This is a genomic window from Flavitalea plasmicola, assembly GCF_030546645.1.
Lineage (GTDB): Bacteria > Bacteroidota > Bacteroidia > Chitinophagales > Chitinophagaceae > Puia.
This window is the reverse complement of sequence record NZ_JAUOTO010000006.1, coordinates 254,211-275,581: the sequence shown is the minus strand read 5'-3', so window position 1 is coordinate 275,581 and position 21,371 is coordinate 254,211. Positions and strand designations below refer to the sequence as shown.

Below are 21,371 nucleotides of genomic sequence, written 5' to 3'. Positions count from 1 at the left end.
ATCTTATCTCTTCGAAATTGTTTATTAGTCCGGCATCGAAGGGGATCTCCGCTCTTTTCAGTCCGCATTTGGTGCAAATGAGGGTCGCTTCTTTCCCGACCGGTGCGAAGGGAATCCAATAAAAGTAACAGTAACGGCTGGAGACCATCACATCCGTTGGCGTATGGGTTTCACAACAAGGACATTTTACGAGGAATTCATCTACACCAATGGGGACTGCAGCGGTGCCGTATTTAAAAAATGGATCATAACGTATGATGATTTTGCATTTTGGTTATGACGGCCGCCCATATCCCAGGCTGCGGATGGCGAACCAGGCCATTAGTCCTGTGGAAAGGGCTAGGGTATTTTCTTCGATGTCGAACCGGGGATTGTGCAGGGGGTTGCGCTTATCGCCTGCCGCACTGTCTGTCCCCAGTAAATAAAAGCAGGCGTCGATCTCACGCCCATAATAGGCGAAGTCCTCCGCTGCCATCCACAGATCGGGATATTCAATGTTCTCCCGGCCCAGGTATTCGACGGCAAAGGTTTCGATATCGGTGGTCAGCGCTTCGTGGTTGCTCAGCGCGGGATAACCTTTGTTGATGGTGAATTCGCAAGTAGCGCCGAATGCTTCGACGATACCCGTGGCTGTCTTGATCATCTGTTCATGGGCTTTTGCGCGCCAGGCTTCATCGATGGTGCGGAAGGTGCCTTCCATGTATACTTCGTCTGGTATGACATTGATGCTGCCGTTGGCGATGAACTTTCCGAATGAAAGGACGCTGGGGATGATGGGGTTGCCGATCCTGCTGATGATCTGCTGCAGCCCGACCACCATCTGGCAGGCGATGGCGACGGGGTCGACGTTCTGGTGCGGCATGGCCCCATGGCCGCCTTTGCCTTTTACCCTTACGATGATCTCATCCATGGAAGCCATCATCGCGCCCTTCCTGATCCCTATCTTACCGGATCGGATGGAGGGCATTGCGTGCTGGCCGATGATGGCCGCGGGGACGGGATCGCGCAAGGCGCCTTCCCGGATCATCATGGGGGCGCCTCCCGGCAATTTTTCTTCTCCGGGCTGAAAAAGCAATTTGACCGTGCCTCCGAAATGCTCGCGGATGGATAAAAGAATGCGGGCTGTCCCCAGGAGAGAAGCGGTATGTACGTCATGCCCGCAGGCATGCATGACGCCGTCGATGCGGGATTTGTATGCAACGTTGTTCAGCTCCGTAATGGGAAGGGCGTCTATGTCGGCCCGGAGGGCGATGGTCCTGTCCGAGGGCTGCGTTCCCCGGATCGTTGCCAGGATGCCTGTGCCGGCCATCGCTTTCCAGGGTATGCCCATCTTGTCCAGCTCGCCTTTGATGAAAGCGGATGTCTCATATTCCTGGAAAGATAGTTCGGGGTGGGTATGCAGGGTCCTGCGGAGATGAATGATGTCCCCGGCGATCTCCATCGCCGCCTGTTTTATTTGTTGCTCCAGCATGGTCAGTTCATGGCCTTTTTGAAACCGGGTGTAAATGTACTCTTTATTGGCCGTTGTGCTTACTCGTGATGCGTCGCCTGCCAATCCTTTTCGAAGAACCTGCTCCATTCCAGGATATATTTATAGAATTCGTACTCTGTCTCGCAGCCCTGGATCAGGTCGTAGCTGGGTCTGTATTGCCGCATGAAGGTGTCGAGGGCGGGAGATTGCAGGCCCGTGATCCTTTTGACGATGGCCTTGGTGAAGCGGTGGTCGACATATTTCTCTTTTTCCTCCCATTGGAGCCTGTCCTGAAAGGCGAGCATGCGGCGGTTCTTTTTTCCGTCGAAAAGCATATCCAGGTCCAGGCCCACTCCCACCCCTCCCGTGCGGGGTGTGTTGATGCTGGAAAGGTAGTTGGCGCCATAGTCGAAGATCTTTTTGTATTCCCGCCGGTTTTCCAGGGAATCCAGGGTGTAGCTTTTGGATCTCACGAAGGCGGTGGGTAAGGAATCCACGGCTATTTCGAGGCTCATGTCGAAGGGATAGCCTAAGGGGATCTCCCGGACGGGAAATTTTTGCGTGGCCCGGCCCAGGTAGGAGAAATAGATGGAGTCTTCCGGTTGTAATTTAATATGGTAGTGGCCTGATGAGTCGGTGAGGGTGCCGGCACCGGAAGCGCTCATGACGCTTACGCCCCGCATCGCGAATTGCAGGCTTTTATCGTATACCGTGCCGGTGATCTGCATTTGTCCGAGGGCGGTCTGCAGGGTCAGTGCGAGCGCGGCGGTGAGTGCCGGCTTTTTTACGGCGGCGTGTACCTGCTTTTTTAGGGTGTGTACTGACTTTTTTAGCAGAAGTTCTGATAAACGCATACCTGGTTGAAAGATAGGTACGATAAAAAAGCCACGGGGTTGCCTACGTGTTATTTAACAATATTTTGTTAACGGGGCTTACCCTTCCACCAGGCTTCGAACGTCTATATTTTCGAGGGACCTGTCGGCCGGTCCGGTGAGAACCACTCCATCCGCGGAATACCGGGCGCCATGGCAGGGGCAATCCCAGGATTTTTCCATGGTGTTCCAGGTGACATGACAGCCCATGTGGGTACAGGTGGGAGATAAAGCGTGGAGCTCGCCCTGCTCGTCCTTATATAATGCAATGGTGTCGCCTTCCACTTTCACCACCTTTCCTTCGCCGGGCGCCAGGTCGGAAAAAGAAGCAAGCTTGTCTGAAGGCAACAGCTTGCCGATCCACTTTTTCATCACATCCGCATTTTCCTTCACAAAGTTTGAAAATCCTGCGATGGGTTTCAGCCGGTTGGGATTAAAGACGGGCGCAAATTTTTCAGGTTCCCGGAGGATCATTTCCTGGAAGGTGAGCGCTGCAACAGCGCTGTAGATCATACCGTTGCCGCCGAAGCCGGTGGCCACCAGCATATTGCCCGGTTGTCCGGGGAGGTGCCCGATGTATGGCAATCCGTCTACGGGCTCGAAGTATTGGGAGGACCATTTATAAGCGATGTCCACTACCTTGAAATGGGCACGGATATGTGCTTCCAGCTTCAGGAAGCAGGATTGGGTGTTTTCCACATGTCCTGTTTTGTGGTCTTCTCCACCTGCAATGAAATAAGATCGTCCGTCGATGCTCTGGGTGCGGTAATAATGATACGGGTCATACATATCGTAGATCAGGCCGTCGGGGTATTCCCCTTTCAGCGTTACGGCCATGGCATAGCTGCGGTAAGGTGCGCAGCGGGTATCCATGGTGATATTCAGGCCAGAGGGAATATGGGTGGCATAGATCAGATAAGTGCACCGGATATCACCCTGTTCGGTATGTACCTTGATGGGGTCTTCATTTTCCGCCCCTGTCACGCGGCAATGCTCGATGATGCGCCCGTCCAGGGATTGAAAGGCGGCAGCCAGCCCCATGACATATCTGGTGGGGTGAAATTTCGCCTGACCTTTTATGGCGACGGCTTTTGACATTTTCAGTTCGGCGGGGATCTGGTTTGTATAGGCAATGTCGATCCCCAGGTCGCGGCTGGCTTCATAAATGGCGTCCAGCTCTTTTGTCTGGTCTTCCGATTGGGAGAACATATAAGCGGTGGCCATTTCAAAACCGCAGGCAATGTTGTATTTGTCTATATTGGAGCGGACCAGCCGGATAGCGGCTTTTGCAGCATCGGCTACTGACTGAGCGGTGGCCTTATTGAAGTTTTTGATGATAGTGGGATAAGGGGTGTCGAGCACGGTATTGAGATGGGCGGTGGTGCCCCCTGTCGTGCCAAAACAAAGTGTATTTGCTTCCAGGATGGCACATTTGAAGCCGGCTTCCTGCAAGCGCAGACCCGTTGTAAGGCCGGTGATGCCTCCACCAACGATGACTACGTCGTACTGCTGGTCTTCCAGGGAGATCCTGTTGCCAGTAAGGCTTTCTTTTTCTCTTGCCGTCGTGCCCTGCCACAAGCTGGTGAGGGCTCCGTCCCTTGGTATCATGGTCTGTGTTTAGGATGTGCTATGCAAATATTGGTCCCTGCGCCGGGGGGCGGGTCAGCACGCGCTGAGCAGGATCACCGGTCGAACCGGAAAATGTCCGCGTACCTGTTCTTTTTACCTGTGAGCTGGTCGCGCAGCAAGGTCGCAGCGATCTGGCTAAAGACGATCCCATTGCCGCCGAAGCCCAGGGCAAAGTACAGGTGCTTGCGTTGGGGAAGCTGGCCGATGTAAGGCAGGCCGTCTTTTGTGCCGGCGAAGAGGCCGGCCCAGCGGAAATCTGTTTTAAAAGGGATGTGCGGGAAAAGACGGGAGAATGCTTTTTCCAGTTCTTTTACCTTTCGGGGAAGGGCTTCCTCTCTTTTGTGAGCGCTGGAAAAGTCGTCGTCCTTGCCCCCGATGATGATGCGGTGGTTCCCTGCCGACCGAAGGTAGAGATAAGGGCGGGCCGTCTCCCAAATGAGCGAGCGTTGGTGCCAGCCCATTTTTTCGGGAACCGGTTCGCTGATGATGGCATAGGTAGTAAACAGGGTGTCTACTCTTTTGGGAAGCCAGGCGCCGGATTCATAGCCACAGGCAATGATCACCTTCCGCGCATGAATGCGGTGTTGATCTGTCGTGATGAGCTGTACCCTGTTGCGCTGGTGGCGGATGGTTTCGATGTTCGTGTGATCATATACCTCCATTCCCATTTTCCGGCATGCCGCCAATATACCGTGGGTGAGGCCGTAGGCATTGACCTCTGCGCCTTGTTTTGAAAGCAGGCCGGCCTCTTTGTGGAAGCCATACAGGCTTTTGACGTCTTCGCGGTCCAGCCAGTCGAGCTGCAGACCGAGGGCTTTTCTGAGGGTGTATTCCTTTTTGAGTGCGCTGACATCCTTTTTGAATGAGGCGTATTGGAAGCTGGGGCGCCGGGCAAATTCAGCGTGATGGAATTTTTTGCTGAGCATTCCCAATTCATCGATGGCTTTGCTGCAGAGCAGGTAACTGTCGGCCGCGTTCTTATCTCCTACTTTAGCGGAGAGCTCCACCAGCGGGACGTCTGTCTCATATTGCAACAGCCCGGTGGTAGCGGCGGTGCTACCCATTCCTACGTGCCGACGATCGACCATGACGCAGCGTATTCCCGCTTTACACAGCTGCCAGGCTATCAGCGCCCCGCTGATGCCGGCGCCGACGATCGCCACTTCTGTTGCAATGTCTTTTTCCAGGGAAGGGTATGTCCCCAGGATGCCTTTGTCCAATAGCCAGAATGGGTAGTCAGTGCGTAAGTCCATTATACAGCTGTAGAAAAAATTATACCCCCCGCCCGGCCTACCTGTGTTTTTCCACTTTCAGCACATGCATTACCATGTCCTTATAGGATCGCCCGATGGGGAGATTGCGGGAGGCTATGTCCACCGAGGTGGTATTGAAAGAAAGGATCTGATCCACGGCAATGATATAGGAGCGGTGGATGCGTAAAAATTTTTTCTCGGGCAGGCGCTCTTCCAGGTAGCTGATCTTCTGGTAGCTGACGATCTGCTGGGTGGTGGTGATCACCTTCACATAATCCCGGAGGCTTTCGATCATGATGATATCCTTCAGGAACAGCTTGACCATTTTCTTCTCTGCCTTCAGGTAGATGAATCCGTCCTCTGCCGCCGGTGTGCTGGTCTCGCCGGGATCGATAGCAAAGGAGGGGAAGTCGCCTGCGGGACGGAAATTGAAAAAGCGGTTGACGGCCAGCACAAAGCGTTCGAAAGGGATGGGCTTCAGTAAATAATCGATGGCGTTGAGCTCGAAGGCCTGCAGGGCATAATCGGGATGGGCTGTCGTCAGGATGACCCGGGGCGGATGCTGCAGGGTCTTTAGCATGTCGATGCCATTCAGGCGGGGCATCATGATATCCAGGAAGAGCAGATCGACGGGCCGGGTCTTCAGGAAGTGAAGTGTTTGCATCGCATCGGCGCAGACGCCGGTCAGCTCCAGGTAAGCCAGATCTGCAATGTACTTGCAGAGCACATCCCTTGCCAGCGGCTCGTCTTCGGTGATCAGGCATTTTATCCGATGCATCTTTTCAATTTTCTGAAAGATCAAGTTTCAGGTCGATGGCATAATATTCCAGGTCGTCTTTCTTCTCCAGTGAATATTTGCCGGGATATAACAAATTTAGTCTTCTTTCCACATTCTTTAGGCCGAAGCCATTGGCGCATGGTTCTTCCGGGGCGGTGCTGTCGGCGACGGGCGTTTTGCTGTTCTCCACCTTGAAGAAAAGCATCTTTTCCTTTATCATCAGGTCGATGGTGATCCAGGCATGTTCCGTGTTGACGGAAGGTCCATGCTTGAAAGCATTCTCGATAAAGGGAAGGAGGATGAGGGGTGTTATCACGGGCCCTTTTATGGCGTTGTGCACGTTAAATGAAATTTCCAGGCGCTGGTCGAAGCGGATCTTTTCCAGCTCGATATAGCTGGCCATGGATTGGATCTCCTGTTCCAGCGGGATCTTTTCGGATTTGCAGTCATGGACCATATAGCGCATGAGGGCGGACAGTTTCAGCACTACGCCCGGCGCTGCCTCGGAACGGGCGAGGGTAAGCGCATACAGGTTGTTCAGGGTATTGAATAAAAAGTGCGGGTGTACCTGCGCTTTCAGGTAGTTCAGCTCGGCCTTTAGCTTTTCTTCCAGGATCTCGCGGTTCATTTGCAGCTGCCGGTACCAGAGCTGCCACAGTTTGATAAAGGTGGCCACGAAAAACACCGGGCAGATATTCAGCATGATGATCCTGCCCAATGAATAGAGGTAAGCGGGAAGAGCGGTGTTTTCTGAGGGCTGGATCGTTCGGATAAGCATGGAAGCTATGATGAAAGAGCCGAGAACGGTCAGTAAGTAGCCGAAGTATTGCTTGGTAATGAAGAAGCGCGGGATCAGCACGTAAAGGTTGAGATAGACCAATGCGAAGAGAAAAGGCAATTCTTTCGTCTCGCCCCAGAATGCATTGCGGAAATAAGTTGTTGTGGCCTGTTCCGCGCAATAGCCCCATACGAACCCATTCACCAGGAAGAAGACTGACCAGAAGACCAGATGGGTAAGTATACGATTGCCTGCTATCCTGAAATCCTTTATCATGATTTTAAAAGTAGAGAAATAAGCGGGGCCGGCATAGCAGGAAGGAAGTTTTTCGACCAACAACCCGTTTTCCACTGCAAATGGGAGAGGGATGATTTTGATGGTCGAATGTCGGGGAAGATCGGCGGCTGGTCGAATAATGGAGACGAGGATGCGGGATATTTCTTTCTTTGAAGTATGTATCTCCGACTTGTCTTTTTATTCGCCTGTGCTTTGACTGTCGAAGCGGCTGCGCAAAGCACTTTTGATCCTGTTCAGCCTCCCAAGCGGGTGGTCGCCACGAGGATCGATACGTCTGTGGTGATCGATGGAGCGCTGGACGAGCCGGCCTGGCAATATGCGCCTGTCGTCCGTGATTTTGGGGAGATCGATCCGCTGCAGGGCGGCATCCCCGGTCAGCGTACCGCCGTGAAGCTGCTGTACAATAAGGAGTACCTGTATATTGCCGCGATCTGTGGTGACAGTGTCGGAAAAGGCGGGCTGCGCGTGCCCAATTTTCAAAGAGATTTCAACCCGCCGGACCATGATCATATCGCCATCCTGATCGATGGCTTTCATGATGCGCGCAATGCGATGGCTTTCCTGGTGAACCCATATGGGGTACAGCGGGATGTGCTTTGTTTTGACAACCGGCTGTTCGATGTCGATTGGGATGGCTTGTGGAAGGTCCGCACCAGCAGGAGCGACAGTGGCTGGATCGCGGAAATTGCGATCCCCTGGAAGACGCTGCGTTATCCCGGCAATGGGGGGAACCTCCAGACCTGGGGGATCAACTTCGTCAGGAAGAGAAGGACGGGCAATGCCTATTACAGCTGGTCGCCTTTTCCCAGGGAGTACACATTGACCAGCATGGCTTATGAAGGATTGTTGGACAGTCTGCAGCTGCCCAGGCCGGGGACGAATATCCGGGTGCAGCCGTATGCGCTGGTGAATGCGCGGCAGGATCACCGGGGCAGCGCCACTACGGTGTCCTTCAAGCCGGGGGGTGATGTCAAATGGGCCCTGAAGACCAACCAGGTGCTGGACCTCACGGTCAATACGGATTTTGCCCAGGCGGATGTGGATCAGCAGGTCAACAACCTGCAGCGTTTCTCCGTGTCCTTCCCGGAGAAGCGGCCTTTTTTCCTGGAGAATGCCAGCCTGCTTCAATCGGGGCTTGACCTGAATCCGGATGGCAATAAGCAAACGCAGATGACCATTCAGCCATTCTTCAGCCGGAAGATAGGGTTGGATGGCGCCGGCAATCCCGTGGATATCCGGTATGGCGGCCGTTATGTTTACAGGGGCGATAACCAGGCGGCGGCCGTCATGGCCATTCGGCAGGCGCCTTCCTCCGATTCTACGGGAGCTACCGATTTTTTTGCGGGCAGGTGGACGCAGCGGTTGGGCAGGAAACGGGCTATTCAGATCGGTGGATTGGTGACGTCAAAAGTTGATGAGATCGCAGGTGTGAAAGGAAGCGGAGGGCATAGCTGGACGGCTGCCCTGGATGGATTTTACCGGATCACTCAGAAATGGCAGGCTTCCGGCATGGTGAGCGGGACGAACGGCACGGGTGTTGATCAACGGGGAATGGCGGGCTATGGTCAACTTTTTTACAAGGACAATTTTTTCACTGGCTGGCTGAACGAGTCCTTTGTCAGCCAACATTACAGCCCGGGTATGGGGTTTGTCAACCGGAACAATGTGATGTGTACTTCGCCGGGATTTTATTTCACGTCGAGAAGCAAATGGCTGCCGTCCTTCTTACGATCTTTCTCGCCGGGCATGTCGACGGATTTTTTGCACACACTGCACACGGGCAAGCTGGAGGAGGCGCGGGTGAATGTATGGCCCGTGTGGCTCGAGCTTCAAAATGGCGGATATGTCGGACTGGTTTGTGCGTATAGTTATCAGCGGTTGTCTGCTGCGTTCCAGCCCTTGAATGCGTCCATCCAGCCGGGTAGGTATAGGTATGCGCGGCCAAGCATCGAGGTGTCCAGCGATGCGTCCCGCAGATGGAGTGTTTACTACAATTTGTCGTTGGGCGGTTATTATGATGGGCGGCTGGCGTATAACAAGGTCTCGTTACGATATTCGCCTTTGCCGATGGCCGCCTTCAGCGGGAGTGTGGAGAGCTATGCTGTAAAGGACCTGGGGGCCGGCAGACTGTCTGCCACTTATTACCTGTATAATGTCCAGGCGAGGCTGGCGTGGAATCCCCGGCTGCAGCTGGTGGCGTTCTATCAGCATAATAGCTCGAATGCGTCGGAGGCACTGAATGTGAAGTTCTCGTGGGAGTACCGGCCGTTGTGTTATGTGTACCTGGTATGGAATAGCAGGGGGATGATGGACCGTGGGGTGGCGGACCGGATGAATGCTGCGATCAGCAAGGTGAGTTTTTTGAAGCAGTTCTGAATTATTTCAGCACCGCCAATCGAAATATTTCCCTAATAGCATACAGCGGTAAGTTGATCATCCATTCCTCTTTCCGAAAATCAGCCATGGAGGTCCTGATGGCTGTAACGGGATTATATTTCTGATGGTACACCTGCAGGCTTTTAGCTTTCAGGTTCTCGGCGGCCTTTACTTCGATGGGGATCACATTGCCTGCGATCTGGACCAGAAAATCTATTTCGGAGCGGGCATTGCCAGGGGACCAATAGTGGATGCTTCCTTCTTTTAGGGCAACCAGCTGTTGAAGAACATATTGTTCCGTTAGCGCACCTTTGAACTCCTCAAACATAGCATTTCCTTCGAGCAGGGAGCCGGCGTCCAGCTCTGCCATTGCTGCCAGCAACCCGACATCGACAAGAAATAATTTAAAGGCGCCGAAGTCTTCATATGCTTTTAGCGGAATGGCTGGTTTGGAGACATTATTAACTTTATGTATCAATCCGCAATCGATAAGCCAGGACATTGCCAGTTCGTATTCTTTCGCCCTGGCCCCCTCTTTGATCAATCCATAAATAAACTTCCGGTTCTCTTTTGCCAGCTGCGATGGAATTGCGTTCCACAGCATCCTTATCCGGGGAACGATGGCGTTGGGAGCATGTTTAGAAAAATCCTGTTCATAAGCGTTGAGTATGCGCTGCTGTATTTGCCTTACCTCTTTAAAATCTTTTCTTTTTATAAAGACTGACACAGGCTCGGGCATTCCCCCTACATAATAATATTGTTTCAGCAGCTCGATATAGCGGGATTTGAAGGTTTTGATCAATTCCCAATCATGTTTTTTTACCAGGTCCACTAATGCCGTTTCGTTCATTGCCTCCAGGAATTCTGTAAAATCCAAGGGGTACATATCGAGGAAGTCTACCTTACCAACAGGGAAGGAGGTGTGATTATTGAGTGCGACCCCTAACAACGATCCGGCGGATATTACATGGTATTCGGGAGCATTCTCCTGGAAATATTTCAAGGATGTCAATGCTCCCGGCGCCTCCTGGATCTCGTCCAGGATGATCAGCGTATTTCCGGGTTCTACTGTTACGCCTGCTTCTATTTGAATGGCAGTCAGGATCCGGCGAATATTAAAGTCTGTGGTAAACAATGTTTTTAAAGCCGCATTGCTTTCAAAATTCACGTAGGCGCATTGCTCATATTGGCTACGGCCGAATTCCTTCATGACCCAGGTTTTACCTACCTGGCGGGCGCCTCTGATTATTAGGGGCTTGCGGGTGGCTGAGGCTTTCCAGGTTGTCAGAAAGGAGGTTGCATGGCGCTTCATTTGTTTAAAATTGGTACATATTAATGGGCTAAGTTACGATTTTATGTACATTAAAGTGTGGTGATTTACATTTTTTCGTACGTAAAAGTGTGATGGATTACATAATTACGTACATAAAAGTGTTGTGAGGGGAAAGGCTTTTCTAAATTTCTTGTTTTTAACGATTTATGCCGGACCCCAAAAAGCAGCATCCGGGTCAGCGTACAGACACCGGAAGCTTGCAAGTCCTGGGCTCAATATGAAAGAGAAAGGCAGTGGGCCTTTCCAATTAACCGTTGAGGATGGAGGAGTGGGTCAGGTAGTTTTGGGAAGGGTAATAGATAAAGAAGCAGCTGCCATCTTTCAGCAGGGGAATGAGTTGGTTGGTCAATTCCTCGGGGATGGCGGGGCAGCCGAAAGTAGTTCCCATGACACCGTATTTGTGCAGGATGCGTTCGCTGACATAGGGTGCGCCATGGATGACGATGTTCCTTTCGCTGGCCAGGCTGTTAAAACCCCTGTCCATTCCATCAATGCGGAGGGAAAGGCCGTTCTCGCCGAAATAGGTGCTCCTGGTGACGTAGAAGCCCAGGCTGCTTTTGTGGGATTCGGGTGCGTTGGAGAAAGAGTTAGCGAACTCTTCGCCTGAGCTGATGCCATGGGCGACGTAGTTGCGGTAGAGGAGCTTCCGGGTGCGCATGTCGATGACGTACATTCTTTTCAAGCTGGAGGATTGACTGAAGTCACAGATGGAGAGGATATCCGTATTACGGAGGGCGTGTTTTTTCAGCAGCCTGTGATAGCCTATCAGTGCGTATTCCAGCACTTTTTCATTCAGGCCGGAATCCGCCAGCTGCATTTCTTCAAACATTATATTGGCTTCCATGCCGATGAGCTTTAGCTCGGCTTTCCGGGCGGCGGCACGTTGCGCGGCGGCGAAGCGGGAGGCTGCGGCCTTTGCTTTGGCGGTCCTGGCTGCGGCCGTTTTATTGATGGCCGCGGCGTCAGCATGGTAGGTTGTGTAAAAAGATAAAAGTTCGAGGGGGTTGGACTTCTTGGCTTCCTCCAGGGGCGCGGGGACTACAAAAAGTGACAGGCACAAAAGTTTGCCAAAATACTGTACCGGCGTTGTCATAAAGGGTGTTTTAGGATTAACTACTGTTAGTAGTTCATAGCCTAATGGATTGCCGGAAATTCAGAGGATGGGAGGACTGGCGTGGAAGGTTAGTTAAGTGAAAAATCTAAAGCGATGGTAATTCGAGGAGATTGGTACGGATGGTCAAAAGCGTTGATTGAGATCAAGACAAAAGTAATCGCCGGGGAGGGTTTGTGCAAGCGTTTTTAACGTTTTTTTGGGGCGGTTTTGAAGATTGGCGTAGCGAGGACTGGTGAGGAGGGGCATACATATGTTATTTTTATACTATGTGCGTGGCTTGCTATACAGGCATCCCCTTAGGAGCGACCTCGTATTCGAGCATCAATATGGGTCAACATAAATCAGTAAGCAAATTACGGGTGGGTCTCTCCAATGAAGAAACCCCCGGAAATATCGTTCCGGGGGTTTTTCTTTCTATTCCATTACAGGCGGATCACCTTGATTACGCTGGTAACGCCGCTGTCCACGTGCACGATCTTCAGCAACCAGATACCGGCCGGCACGCCACTCATATCCAGGGTAAGGAATTGCTGCCCTTGCAGGTTTGCCGTATATTCCTTCTTCCGTATGGGGCTATGGCCATTGATATCCAATAGTTCGATCTTCAGTCTTTCTCCCTCCCTGGCTGTCAGCGATACCCGGAGGCTGCTGCCTGTTACCGGGTTGGGATATACGCTGCATGTCACGGAGGTTTCGGTAGTCAATTGCGAAGACATGCCGGTGGATGCCGTTGCCGTAGCTACCGCAGCGCTGCTGCAGGTGCCCAGGGGTTTCCACCACCAGTCGGCCGTGCCGGGTGTAACGTTGTACAAGGCGTCCGACAGGCTTTGGTATAACACGCCGTTGTATACTACCCGATCGCCATTGTTGTATACAGCCGGGTAAGGTTGGTAGGTGGCTACACCGGTGCAGTTGACCGTACCGCCGGTGCCTCCCGTGACAGTGATCGAAACCGCGGCGGAGGTAGTCGTTGCGCCGCCGTTGTCCGTTGCTTTCGCCGTGAGCGAGTAGCTGCCATCGGGAACATTGCTCCAGGTATAGCTATAGGGGCTGGCGGTAGCGGCGCCCAGCAACGTGGCGCCATTGTAGAATTCCACTTTGGCGATGGCGCCATCCGCGTCACTGGCTGTGGCCGTGAGCGTGACGGTAGCGGGTGCGGTAAACGTGCTATTGTTGGCAGGAGCCGTGATGTTGACGACAGGCGGGGTGTTATTGGCGCCGCCTGAGCAATCCGCCACGTACGCCCATACTTTCCCGTCGCCTGTGCTGATGTCCGGCTGCTCGTTCTGCGTCCACCATTTTGCCTGGTAGACCTTGTTGTTGTACACTACCTGGTTGCCGTTTGTATAAACGGCGGTGGCGCTCCACGCCGCGATGCCATTGCAGCCTGTGCCTGTGGAAGTGCCCACTATGATGGTAACGACCGCTGAAGTGGTGACGGCGCCTCCGTTGTCAGTGGCTTTCGCCGTAAGGGAATACGTGCCGTTGGGGACATTGCTCCATGCATAGGAATAAGGGCTGGATGTAGCGGTACCCAGGAGCGTAGCGCCATTGTAAAATTCCACTTTGGCGATGGTGCCATCCGCATCGCTGGCAGCGGCTGTAATGGTGACCGCAGCCGGCGAAGTATAATTTGCATTGTTGGCAGGAGCGGTGATGCTTACGACAGGCGGGGTATTGCCGCCATTGCCATTCCCGAAGAAATAGGCGTAGTAGTTGGTGGCGAATTCATCGTTGTTGGTCTTGTCCCAGTTGATGGACCAGGTCATGATGCCACGCAGGCCGGGATAGCCCCCTGCTTTGCGCAAGGTGTATGCGCCGCCAAAGGAGGTTCCTTTTGTCAGATAGTCCAGGGCCTGCTTCACGCCGGAAGGCGCCAGGTAGCCGCCGGAGGGCGCGGCGGAAGATACGGCAGGCAACCCAAAGGCGATCTGGTCTTCGCGCAGGGCCGGGAAGGTCTGACCGGTGCCGGACACGGGGAAGCCTGTCAGCAGCATTTCGGTCATGGCCACAATGAAGTCGGGTGTGGATTGGGAGTATACCCTATTATCCAGGCCGTTGACAGACCCCGTGTTGTATAGCTGCGGATGGATGAATGTCAGCTGGTCCTTTAATCCATAGATCACCGGCAGGTAGGCGCCTACCAGGGGAGAATAGGTGTTGGCATATGCTGTCTGGACGTAATAGGTTTCAGGCGCCATGGTCAGCCAGCATGTCTTCCCTTTTGCTGCCCTGTAGCTGATGATCTCTTTCACCGCGGCGATGAGGTTCACTACTTTGGCGGTGGTGGGGCTGGTGAAGTTGTTGTCTCCATTATCCAGCTGCAAGGTGAGACCTCCTTCCAGGTCGAGGTCGAAGCCATCGAAATTGTATTGATCCAGGAGCGTCTCCATAGAGGAGATGAACGCCTGCTTTTGCGTGGCGCCCGAAAGGATCAGCGTTCCATTCTGTCCCCCGATGGAGAGCAGCACTTTTCTACCCTGTGCTTGCAGGGATTGGATATCGGAGATGAAGGAAGCGGCAGTGCCATTGGCCGGAGCAAAGCTCATGGTAGCATAGTCCGAACCGCTGCTGGCAAAGGCGACTTCGATCACGTTGTATTTGGGGTTGACGTCGCGCAAGGCGATATAGGGCGGCGAGTCCGTGGTTGCGCCCCAGTTATGCCAGTAGCCTACGATCACTTTCCCGCCCGGGTTATTGTTATTGCCGTTGTTGACAGTAATGGATACGGCTGCAGTCGTCGTCGATGCGCCGCCATTGTCCGTTGCCTTGGCGGTGATGCTGTAGGTTCCTGCCGGGGCATTGCTCCAGGTGTAGGAGTAAGGGCTGGATGTGGCGGTGCCCAGCAGCGTGGCGCCGTTGTAAAACTCCACTTTCGAAACCGTACCGTCGGCATCGCCGGCAGTGGCGGTGATCGTGATGCCGGCAGGCGCCGTGTAGGTGGCGCCGTTAGCAGGCGCCGTCAGGCTGACCGTTGGCGGGGTGTTGGTGGTGGCGCCATCCGCGAATACGGCGTTGATCTTGTTTACCAGGGGTGAGGTGGTGTTGGGGCAATAGATCAGCTTGCCTTTCGCAACGGTATTGGCGGTCATATTGGTCATATCGCCATAGACCTGCCAGACGATGACCCCGGCGAGGCTATTGTCTTTGACGTACTGCGCCTTGAGCCCTATTGACCTTTCGTTGTCGTAGCTGAGGAAATAGTTGCCATTGGTCTTATAGGGCACTTTGGCAACGTCATCCCAGTACTCTGTCCAGCCAGTGGCGGTAGCCTGCACGATATAGCTGTAGTTGGGCGTACCTGTCCAGAAGGACCAGTTGGTGAAATCCGCGCAGGTCTGCACGGGTCCGTCGGGCTGTAAGGTTTCAGCGCGTTTGCTGGTAGCGCCATTGAGGGCGGCAGGGCCGGCGGTAACCACACCGCGTCCATAGAACCCCGCGCCTATGTTGACCTTGGCCATGTTGACGCCCAGGGCTTTCACCGCCTGCACGGTTGCATTGACGGAAAAGTTGGCGTACTCGGCTCCCGGGTAATCGTACAGTGGTGCGTTGTGACCGGCCTTGTTGGACCAGCCGCCGTTGTAATCATAGGTCATCAGGTTGAAATAGTTCATGGAGTTATTCAACCTTGTCCAGTCGAAGCCGTTGAGCTTTGCCGGAGCAGCGGAGAAACAGGCGGTGATGAGCTTGCTGCTGCCGATGGCTGCCCGCACCTGTTCCACCAGCAGGGCGAAGTTGTTATAGTCGGCTGCGCTGTAATGCTCGATGTTCATCCCGGGATCGTTGGGATATTCCCAATCGAAATCGATGCCGTCGAAGCCCATGCCCATGAGCGTTTGGCAGGAAGCAATGAATTTAGCGCGCTTTGCGGCGTCCGCTGCCACTTCCGGGTAGTGCTTGCACATGCTCCAGCCCCCGATGGAGGCCATTACTTTTACTCCTTTCTGGTGCGCCAGGTCTATGACGCCAGGAGCGCCGCCGTCCTTATGCACGGACAGAGGGAATGCGCCGGTGGCGCCCGTGTTGACATTCTTCCAGCCGCCGCCATCATTGCGATAGCCCTGGTTGTAGGCGTTGCTGCCGTCGGAAATATAATACAGGGTCTCCAGCTCTCCGTAAAGCAGGTACATATCCCAGCTACTGTAGATATCCGTATTCACCAGGGGTGCGGGAGCCTGGACGGCGCCTACCTGGTAAATGTTCTGGTTGCGATAATCCCCGCTGTGCAAAGAGCCGTCCTGCGCAACGCCGAAAAAGGAGAAGTTTAGAATAGTGTACTGTGAGTAGTCCACGTTCAATTGGTTGTAGCCTCCTTTGGGCACCAGGTTAGCCACTTCTTTCCAGGCATCCCACTGTGTGATATAGCCTATGACCTGCTTGTTGTGCCGACTGGTCGTGGCAGGAACCGGTGGGTTTACCTGCGCCTGTACCGCAGTGGTCAGGAGGCAGAGCAGCCAGCAGACAGCCAGCAGTCGTCGTAGTCGGACGGGAGGGTGAGCGGTGAAATGAGCCAGCACGCTTCGGAACCGGGCGCGTGCATCATGTGTAAGATAGATTCTTTGTGGAAAGGTTTGCATAACAGATAAAGGTTTGATGAAATAATTAAGCACCATGGAAAAGTATATCGAATGAAGCGCTTGTAATTGCTTCACTGAAAATTTTTTTATGCACACAAAGTGTTTTCTGCAGCGGCATGCGTAATGTCACGAGTAGTTTCACGCGTGTATGCGGGTATATAGAATATTCTATAACGGTTATCACTTAGCGCCAGATATTTTCTTCTGCAGGGCGATTACAAAAAGCGGATGATGACACTATCTTGCAGTGATCATCGCTATGAACAAACTTTATCCTATTAAAACCTGGCATGCCTCCCCTTCCCTCTCCCGTGGAATATCCTTTCCCCATTTTCTAATTTCAAAACCATCCCCATGAAGATGAAAATCTTACTAAAAACTTTTGTGGTCTTATTATCCCTGCTGCTGACCGCCGGCGTGGCCGATGCGCAATTCAAGGTGGTCGGCTATATGCCGTCCTGGGCCGGCAGTGTGAGCGCCGTCCAGTACAGCAAGCTGACGCACATCAACTATGCCTTTTTGCTGCCCAATGCCGACGGCTCTTTACAGGCGATTGACAATGCCTCCAAGTTGCAAAGCCTGGTGAGCACGGCGCATGCAAACGGCGTGAAGGCGCAGATCTCGGTAGGCGGGTGGAACAATGGCGATGACAGTCATTTCGAAACGCTGGCGGGCAACGCCACTTACCGCACCAATTTCGTGAACAACCTCGTGAGCTTCGTAGCCCAGTATGGGCTGGACGGAGTGGACATCGACTGGGAGTACCCGGATGACGGAGGTTCCGCGGGCAATTATTTAGCGCTGATGCAGCAGCTGGCAACGGAGATGCATAATCGCGGCAAGCTATTGACGGCGGCGGTGGTGGCCTATGGAGGATCCAGCATTCTGAACGGCGTCTTCGACGTGGTGGATTTCCTGAACATTATGGCCTATGATGAGAACGACTACCAGCATTCCACCTACGCGCTGGCCGTACAAGCTGTCAATTACTGGAGGGGTCGCGGGCTGTCTGCCGCCAAAACGGTGCTGGGCGTGCCTTTTTACGGTCATCCCACCTGGGAGAGCTATGCCGCGCTGATCGCCCGTGGGGCCGATCCCTATTCGGATACGTTCGATGGGGTGGGCTATAATGGCATTACTACTATTAAGAGCAAGACCAACCTGGCATTCGACCAGGGTGGCGGCATTATGATGTGGGAACTTAGCCAGGATGCTACCGGCGCCTATTCGCTGCTGTCCGCCATACACGATGTAGTGGTAAGCCGTGGCGGCGGCGGTGGCGGCAACACCGGCGTGATCGAAGCGGAAAGCTATAGCAGCATGTCAGGCATACAAACGGAGGCCTGCACGGATGCCGGCGGCGGATCCGACGTGGGCTATATCGATACGGGAGACTGGATGGCGTACAGCAATGTCAGCTTCCCCACCACCGGCGATTACACGATCCAATACCGGGTAGCCAGCCTGAGCGGCGGCGGGAAAATATCCGCCGACCTGAATGCCGGCAGCATTCAGCTGGGCAGCGTTGATGTGCCTTCCACCGGCGGTTGGCAGAACTGGACCACTATATCACTGACCGTGCATGTAACGGCGGGCACCTATTCCCTGGGCCTGTATGCGGCGGCGGGCGGCTTCAATGTAAACTGGCTCAAGGTTACGCCTGTGAGCGCTGTGTTCACCACGACGGTGCAGGCAGAGAGCTACAGCAACATGAGCGGCATCCAAACGGAGACCTGCACAGATGCAGGGGGCGGAGCAGACGTCGCCTATGTAGACGCGGGTGACTGGATGGCGTATTACAATATCAATTTCCCATCCACCGGCGCCTATAAAGTCGAATACCGGGTGGCCAGTGTCAGCGGCGGCAACTTATCGCTGGACCTGAATGCCGGCAGCATTCAACTGGGTGCTGTGAGCATACCGGCTACGGGTGGCTGGCAGACATGGACCACTGTTTCCAACACGGTGAACGTTACGGCCGGCACGTATAACCTCGGCGTATATGCAGTAACCGGCGGCTGGAACCTCAACTGGGTGAAGATCACCTACCTGGGCGCTTCGGCCAGTGCAGCCAGTAAAACTGTGGCGGCTGGCGCGCAGGCTGTTTCGCTGGAAGTAACTGGTGGCACCCCGCAAGGGCTCTCTATCTACCCGAACCCTGTGCATGATGACTTGCGTATACTGGTCAGTGAAGAGCTCACCGGCGGGCAGGTGCGGGTGTACGACATCTCCGGCAAGCAGGTGATCGCCCTGCAACGGGCGGGCGGTCATGTGGATGTGTCGCAGCTCCGTCCAGGCGTCTATACGCTGGTGATCAGCAGTCAGGCAAAGATGGTGACGAAGATGTTTATTAAACGTTAGTTTTTTCATAGGCGGACCTTCAATCCGCCTATGTTTATTTAAATCTATACATTATGCAAAAGACCTACCTATGTCTTCTCAGTACGGCGCTGTTAACAATCAGTATCGCCGGGTTCGGGCAGGAGAAACCTGTTCCTTTGGGAAAATCAGCCGATCTGCTGCAAAATTTCCGGCAGCAGATCAATACCACGCAACAGCTGCAGGGGATCAGGCGCCTGCAATTAAAGACCAGCGACCAGGTGGTCCTTCGCGGCCGGGTCAATCACCGGCAGACCAGTGGCAAGGGGAATGAACTGCTGGTGGGCGAGATCGAACAGGCGCCCGGTTCTTCTTTCTTCATCCAGTCGGAGGGATCCCAGCTGAAAGGGAATATCGTATTGCGCGGCAGTAAAAAAGCTTATGTGTACTATTCCGATGGCAAAGGGAATGCCTATCTGCGGGAAGAAGATATCCATAAGGTGATCTGCGTGGACTATTTAAAAGCGCCGGAGACGCCCAGCGCGGCTCCTTCCATGGCTGCTGCCGCGGCCATCACCGACCTGCAAAGCTATCCGTCGGGCGTCGGCTGCGTGCTGCTGGATTTTGACGGGCAGTATGTTTCCGGGACGTTGTGGAACGGAGGCAATCCTATCAATGCGGCGCCTGCCACGCTGAACGATACGGAAAAGGAGCAGGTATGGGAACTGATCAGTGAAGATTACCGTCCTTTCCGGCTGAACGTCACCACCAGCGAAGCGGTGTATAACACCTACCCTGCCAACCGCCGGATGCGCTGCATTTTTACGCCGACCAATACTGCCGCGCCGGGGGCAGGGGGCGTAGCCTATCTCAACTCTTTTACCTGGGGCAATGAAACGCCCTGCTGGGTATTCAACGGCGGGGTAAAAGGGGCCGGCGACGCCGGCGCGCATGAGGTCGGTCATACATTCGGGTTAGGCCATGACGGCCGCACCAGCCCGGCGGAGGATTACTATTTAGGACAGGGGAACTGGGCCCCCATCATGGGCGCGGGCTATTATGTGCCCATTGTGCAATGGAGCAAGGGTGAATATGCCAACCCCAGCAATACCCAGGACGACCTGGCCATTATTGCCAACAATACCAACGGCATTGGCTACCGCGCCGATGATTTTGGCGGATCGCTGGCTACTGCCGCGGCCCTGTCCGTCAGCTCTTCGGGCAGTGTCAGCAATGCGGGGGTGATCGAACGTACCGGAGATGTGGACATGTTCGCCTTCACCACCACCGGGGGAGCCGTCACCCTGAATATCAACCCCGCCGCCCTGCATCCGGATTTGGATATTCTCGCCACGCTGTACAATAGCTCCGGCGGAGTGGTGAGCTCTTCTGACCTGAGCGGGCTCAATGCCACGATCAGCGGTTCGCTGGCAGCGGGCAAATATTACCTCGCAGTGACAGGCACCGGCGCCGGCGATCCGCTTACGACCGGCTACACCAACTATGCTTCCCTTGGTTATTATACCATCACGGGCTCCGTGGCTGGCGGTCAAAGCACGGTGGCGGCCATCTTTTACAAAGATTGTCCTTATGGCGGCGCCTCCACCAGCCTGCCCGCAGGCTCGTATACCTTAAGCCAGCTGCAGAGCTATGGCATCCTGAACGACGACATCTCTTCCCTGAGGGTAAGCAGCGGGTACCAGGTGATCCTTTACTGGGATGATAATTTCGGTGGCAGCAGCTTAACGGTGTCCAGCGACAATGACTGCCTGGTGGACGAAGGATGGAACGACCAGGTCTCGTCCCTCAAGATCGTCCCCACTGCCGCAGCCAGCACCCTTATCCAGGCTGAGAGCTATAGCAGCATATCCGGCGTGCAAACGGAAACCACGACCGATGCCGACGGAGGATTGGACGTTGGCTATATCGACACGGGCGACTGGATGGCGTACAACAGCATCACTTTCCCCACTTCGGGCTCCTACCTGGTGGAATACCGGGTAGCCAGCATGAGCGGAGGCGGGCAGCTGTCGCTGGACCTGAATGCGGGCAGCACCATCCTGGGTTATCTCAACGTGCCTGCTACCGGCGGCTGGCAGAATTGGACTACCATCTCCCATACCGTCACGGTGAGCGCAGGGACATATAACGTGGGTGTCTATGCGCAAGCTGGTGGCTGGAACCTGAACTGGATACGCATCACCAGGGTAGGTGCGGCCCTGGCGGCCAGTGCGGCAACCAGCAAGGCGACGGCGCAAGCCGCCGGTCTTCAGCAGGATGCCCGGTCGGGCTTTGTGGTATATCCCAACCCGGCCAGGGATCAGCTGAACATTTATACGGGAGAAAATTTATCCGCCGGCATCATTACCATTTACGATATGCCGGGGCGTGCCGTGCTGCATATAAAGAGCGGATCGGCATTGATCGATGTGACATCGCTGAGGCCGGGGATCTATACGCTGGTGTTCAGCAGTAAAGACAAGAGGATCGTCAGACAGTTTGTGAAAAAATAGTATCGCTAACGCAAGAGCAATCAGGTGCAGGACCCCTTTCCAGGGGTCCTTTTTTTATGGT

General features: G+C 54.2%; 12 protein-coding genes. 3 read left to right on the top strand and 9 right to left on the bottom strand.

What is annotated here, in order from left to right; all coding sequences use genetic code 11:
• Window positions 1-274 precede the first annotated feature (274 nt).
• The 6 genes from Q4E93_RS22825 to Q4E93_RS22800 form a co-directional block, all read right to left on the bottom strand.
• Entirely contained in the window at window positions 275-1,579 is a 1,305-nt protein-coding gene (locus tag Q4E93_RS22825; protein WP_303589249.1) for a M20 metallopeptidase family protein, read from the bottom strand.
• Entirely contained in the window at window positions 1,531-2,325 is a 795-nt protein-coding gene (locus Q4E93_RS22820) for a peptidase associated/transthyretin-like domain-containing protein (protein ID WP_303589247.1), read from the bottom strand. The genes Q4E93_RS22825 and Q4E93_RS22820 overlap by 49 nt, the downstream gene beginning before the upstream one ends.
• A gap of 78 nt (window positions 2,326-2,403) precedes the next feature.
• Window positions 2,404-3,951: an FAD-dependent oxidoreductase gene (locus Q4E93_RS22815; protein WP_303589246.1), complete on the bottom strand. Its 1,548-nt coding sequence runs from the start codon at window positions 3,949-3,951 to the stop codon at window positions 2,404-2,406.
• A 74-nt stretch (window positions 3,952-4,025) separates the two neighbouring features.
• Window positions 4,026-5,225, bottom strand: coding sequence for an NAD(P)/FAD-dependent oxidoreductase (locus Q4E93_RS22810; RefSeq protein ID WP_303589245.1), 1,200 nt, complete (start codon window positions 5,223-5,225; stop codon window positions 4,026-4,028).
• 37 nt (window positions 5,226-5,262) lie between these two features.
• Window positions 5,263-6,003, bottom strand: a complete 741-nt coding sequence (locus tag Q4E93_RS22805; protein ID WP_303589244.1) for a LytR/AlgR family response regulator transcription factor — start codon at window positions 6,001-6,003, stop codon at window positions 5,263-5,265.
• Window positions 6,004-6,007: 4 nt separating this feature from the next.
• Window positions 6,008-7,057, bottom strand: a complete 1,050-nt coding sequence (locus tag Q4E93_RS22800; RefSeq protein WP_303589242.1) for a sensor histidine kinase — start codon at window positions 7,055-7,057, stop codon at window positions 6,008-6,010.
• A 177-nt stretch (window positions 7,058-7,234) separates the two neighbouring features.
• Here Q4E93_RS22800 and Q4E93_RS22795 point away from each other — a divergent pair, with 177 nt between their 5' ends.
• Window positions 7,235-9,454: a carbohydrate binding family 9 domain-containing protein gene (locus tag Q4E93_RS22795; protein ID WP_303589240.1), complete on the top strand. Its 2,220-nt coding sequence runs from the start codon at window positions 7,235-7,237 to the stop codon at window positions 9,452-9,454.
• Window position 9,455: 1 nt separating this feature from the next.
• Here Q4E93_RS22795 and Q4E93_RS22790 read toward each other — a convergent pair whose 3' ends face one another.
• The 3 genes from Q4E93_RS22790 to Q4E93_RS22780 all read right to left on the bottom strand — a co-directional run bounded on the left by Q4E93_RS22790 (window position 9,456) and on the right by Q4E93_RS22780 (window position 16,478).
• A complete protein-coding gene (locus Q4E93_RS22790; RefSeq protein ID WP_303589238.1) occupies window positions 9,456-10,766 on the bottom strand; it encodes an ATP-binding protein in 1,311 nt (436 codons plus the stop codon).
• A gap of 268 nt (window positions 10,767-11,034) precedes the next feature.
• Window positions 11,035-11,880: a murein L,D-transpeptidase catalytic domain family protein gene (locus tag Q4E93_RS22785; protein ID WP_303589236.1), complete on the bottom strand. Its 846-nt coding sequence runs from the start codon at window positions 11,878-11,880 to the stop codon at window positions 11,035-11,037.
• 443 nt (window positions 11,881-12,323) lie between these two features.
• Window positions 12,324-16,478, bottom strand: a complete 4,155-nt coding sequence (locus Q4E93_RS22780) for a glycosyl hydrolase family 18 protein (RefSeq protein ID WP_303589234.1) — start codon at window positions 16,476-16,478, stop codon at window positions 12,324-12,326.
• A 354-nt stretch (window positions 16,479-16,832) separates the two neighbouring features.
• Between Q4E93_RS22780 and Q4E93_RS22775 the strand changes: the two genes are divergently transcribed.
• Together Q4E93_RS22775 and Q4E93_RS22770 are read left to right on the top strand one after the other, a co-directional pair.
• Complete coding sequence (locus tag Q4E93_RS22775; RefSeq protein ID WP_303589232.1) at window positions 16,833-18,839, top strand: carbohydrate-binding protein; 2,007 nt, start codon at window positions 16,833-16,835, stop codon at window positions 18,837-18,839.
• Between the two features lie 53 nt (window positions 18,840-18,892).
• Entirely contained in the window at window positions 18,893-21,310 is a 2,418-nt protein-coding gene (locus Q4E93_RS22770) for a carbohydrate-binding protein (RefSeq protein WP_303589230.1), read from the top strand.
• Window positions 21,311-21,371 lie beyond the last annotated feature (61 nt).

Excerpts from the sequence above, each read along its gene's own strand:
- Q4E93_RS22825 (WP_303589249.1), bottom strand. The coding sequence starts at position 1,579 with ATGGAGCAGGTTCTTCGAAAAGGATTGGCAGGCGACGCATCACGAGTA.
- Q4E93_RS22820 (WP_303589247.1), bottom strand. The coding sequence starts at position 2,325 with ATGCGTTTATCAGAACTTCTGCTAAAAAAGTCAGTACACACCCTAAAA.
- Q4E93_RS22815 (WP_303589246.1), bottom strand. The coding sequence starts at position 3,951 with ATGATACCAAGGGACGGAGCCCTCACCAGCTTGTGGCAGGGCACGACG.
- Q4E93_RS22810 (WP_303589245.1), bottom strand. The coding sequence starts at position 5,225 with ATGGACTTACGCACTGACTACCCATTCTGGCTATTGGACAAAGGCATC.
- Q4E93_RS22805 (WP_303589244.1), bottom strand. The coding sequence starts at position 6,003 with ATGCATCGGATAAAATGCCTGATCACCGAAGACGAGCCGCTGGCAAGG.
- Q4E93_RS22800 (WP_303589242.1), bottom strand. The coding sequence starts at position 7,057 with ATGATAAAGGATTTCAGGATAGCAGGCAATCGTATACTTACCCATCTG.
- Q4E93_RS22795 (WP_303589240.1), top strand. The coding sequence starts at position 7,235 with ATGTATCTCCGACTTGTCTTTTTATTCGCCTGTGCTTTGACTGTCGAA.
- Q4E93_RS22790 (WP_303589238.1), bottom strand. The coding sequence starts at position 10,766 with ATGAAGCGCCATGCAACCTCCTTTCTGACAACCTGGAAAGCCTCAGCC.
- Q4E93_RS22785 (WP_303589236.1), bottom strand. The coding sequence starts at position 11,880 with ATGACAACGCCGGTACAGTATTTTGGCAAACTTTTGTGCCTGTCACTT.
- Q4E93_RS22780 (WP_303589234.1), bottom strand. The coding sequence starts at position 16,478 with ATGCAAACCTTTCCACAAAGAATCTATCTTACACATGATGCACGCGCC.
- Q4E93_RS22775 (WP_303589232.1), top strand. The coding sequence starts at position 16,833 with ATGAAGATGAAAATCTTACTAAAAACTTTTGTGGTCTTATTATCCCTG.
- Q4E93_RS22770 (WP_303589230.1), top strand. The coding sequence starts at position 18,893 with ATGCAAAAGACCTACCTATGTCTTCTCAGTACGGCGCTGTTAACAATC.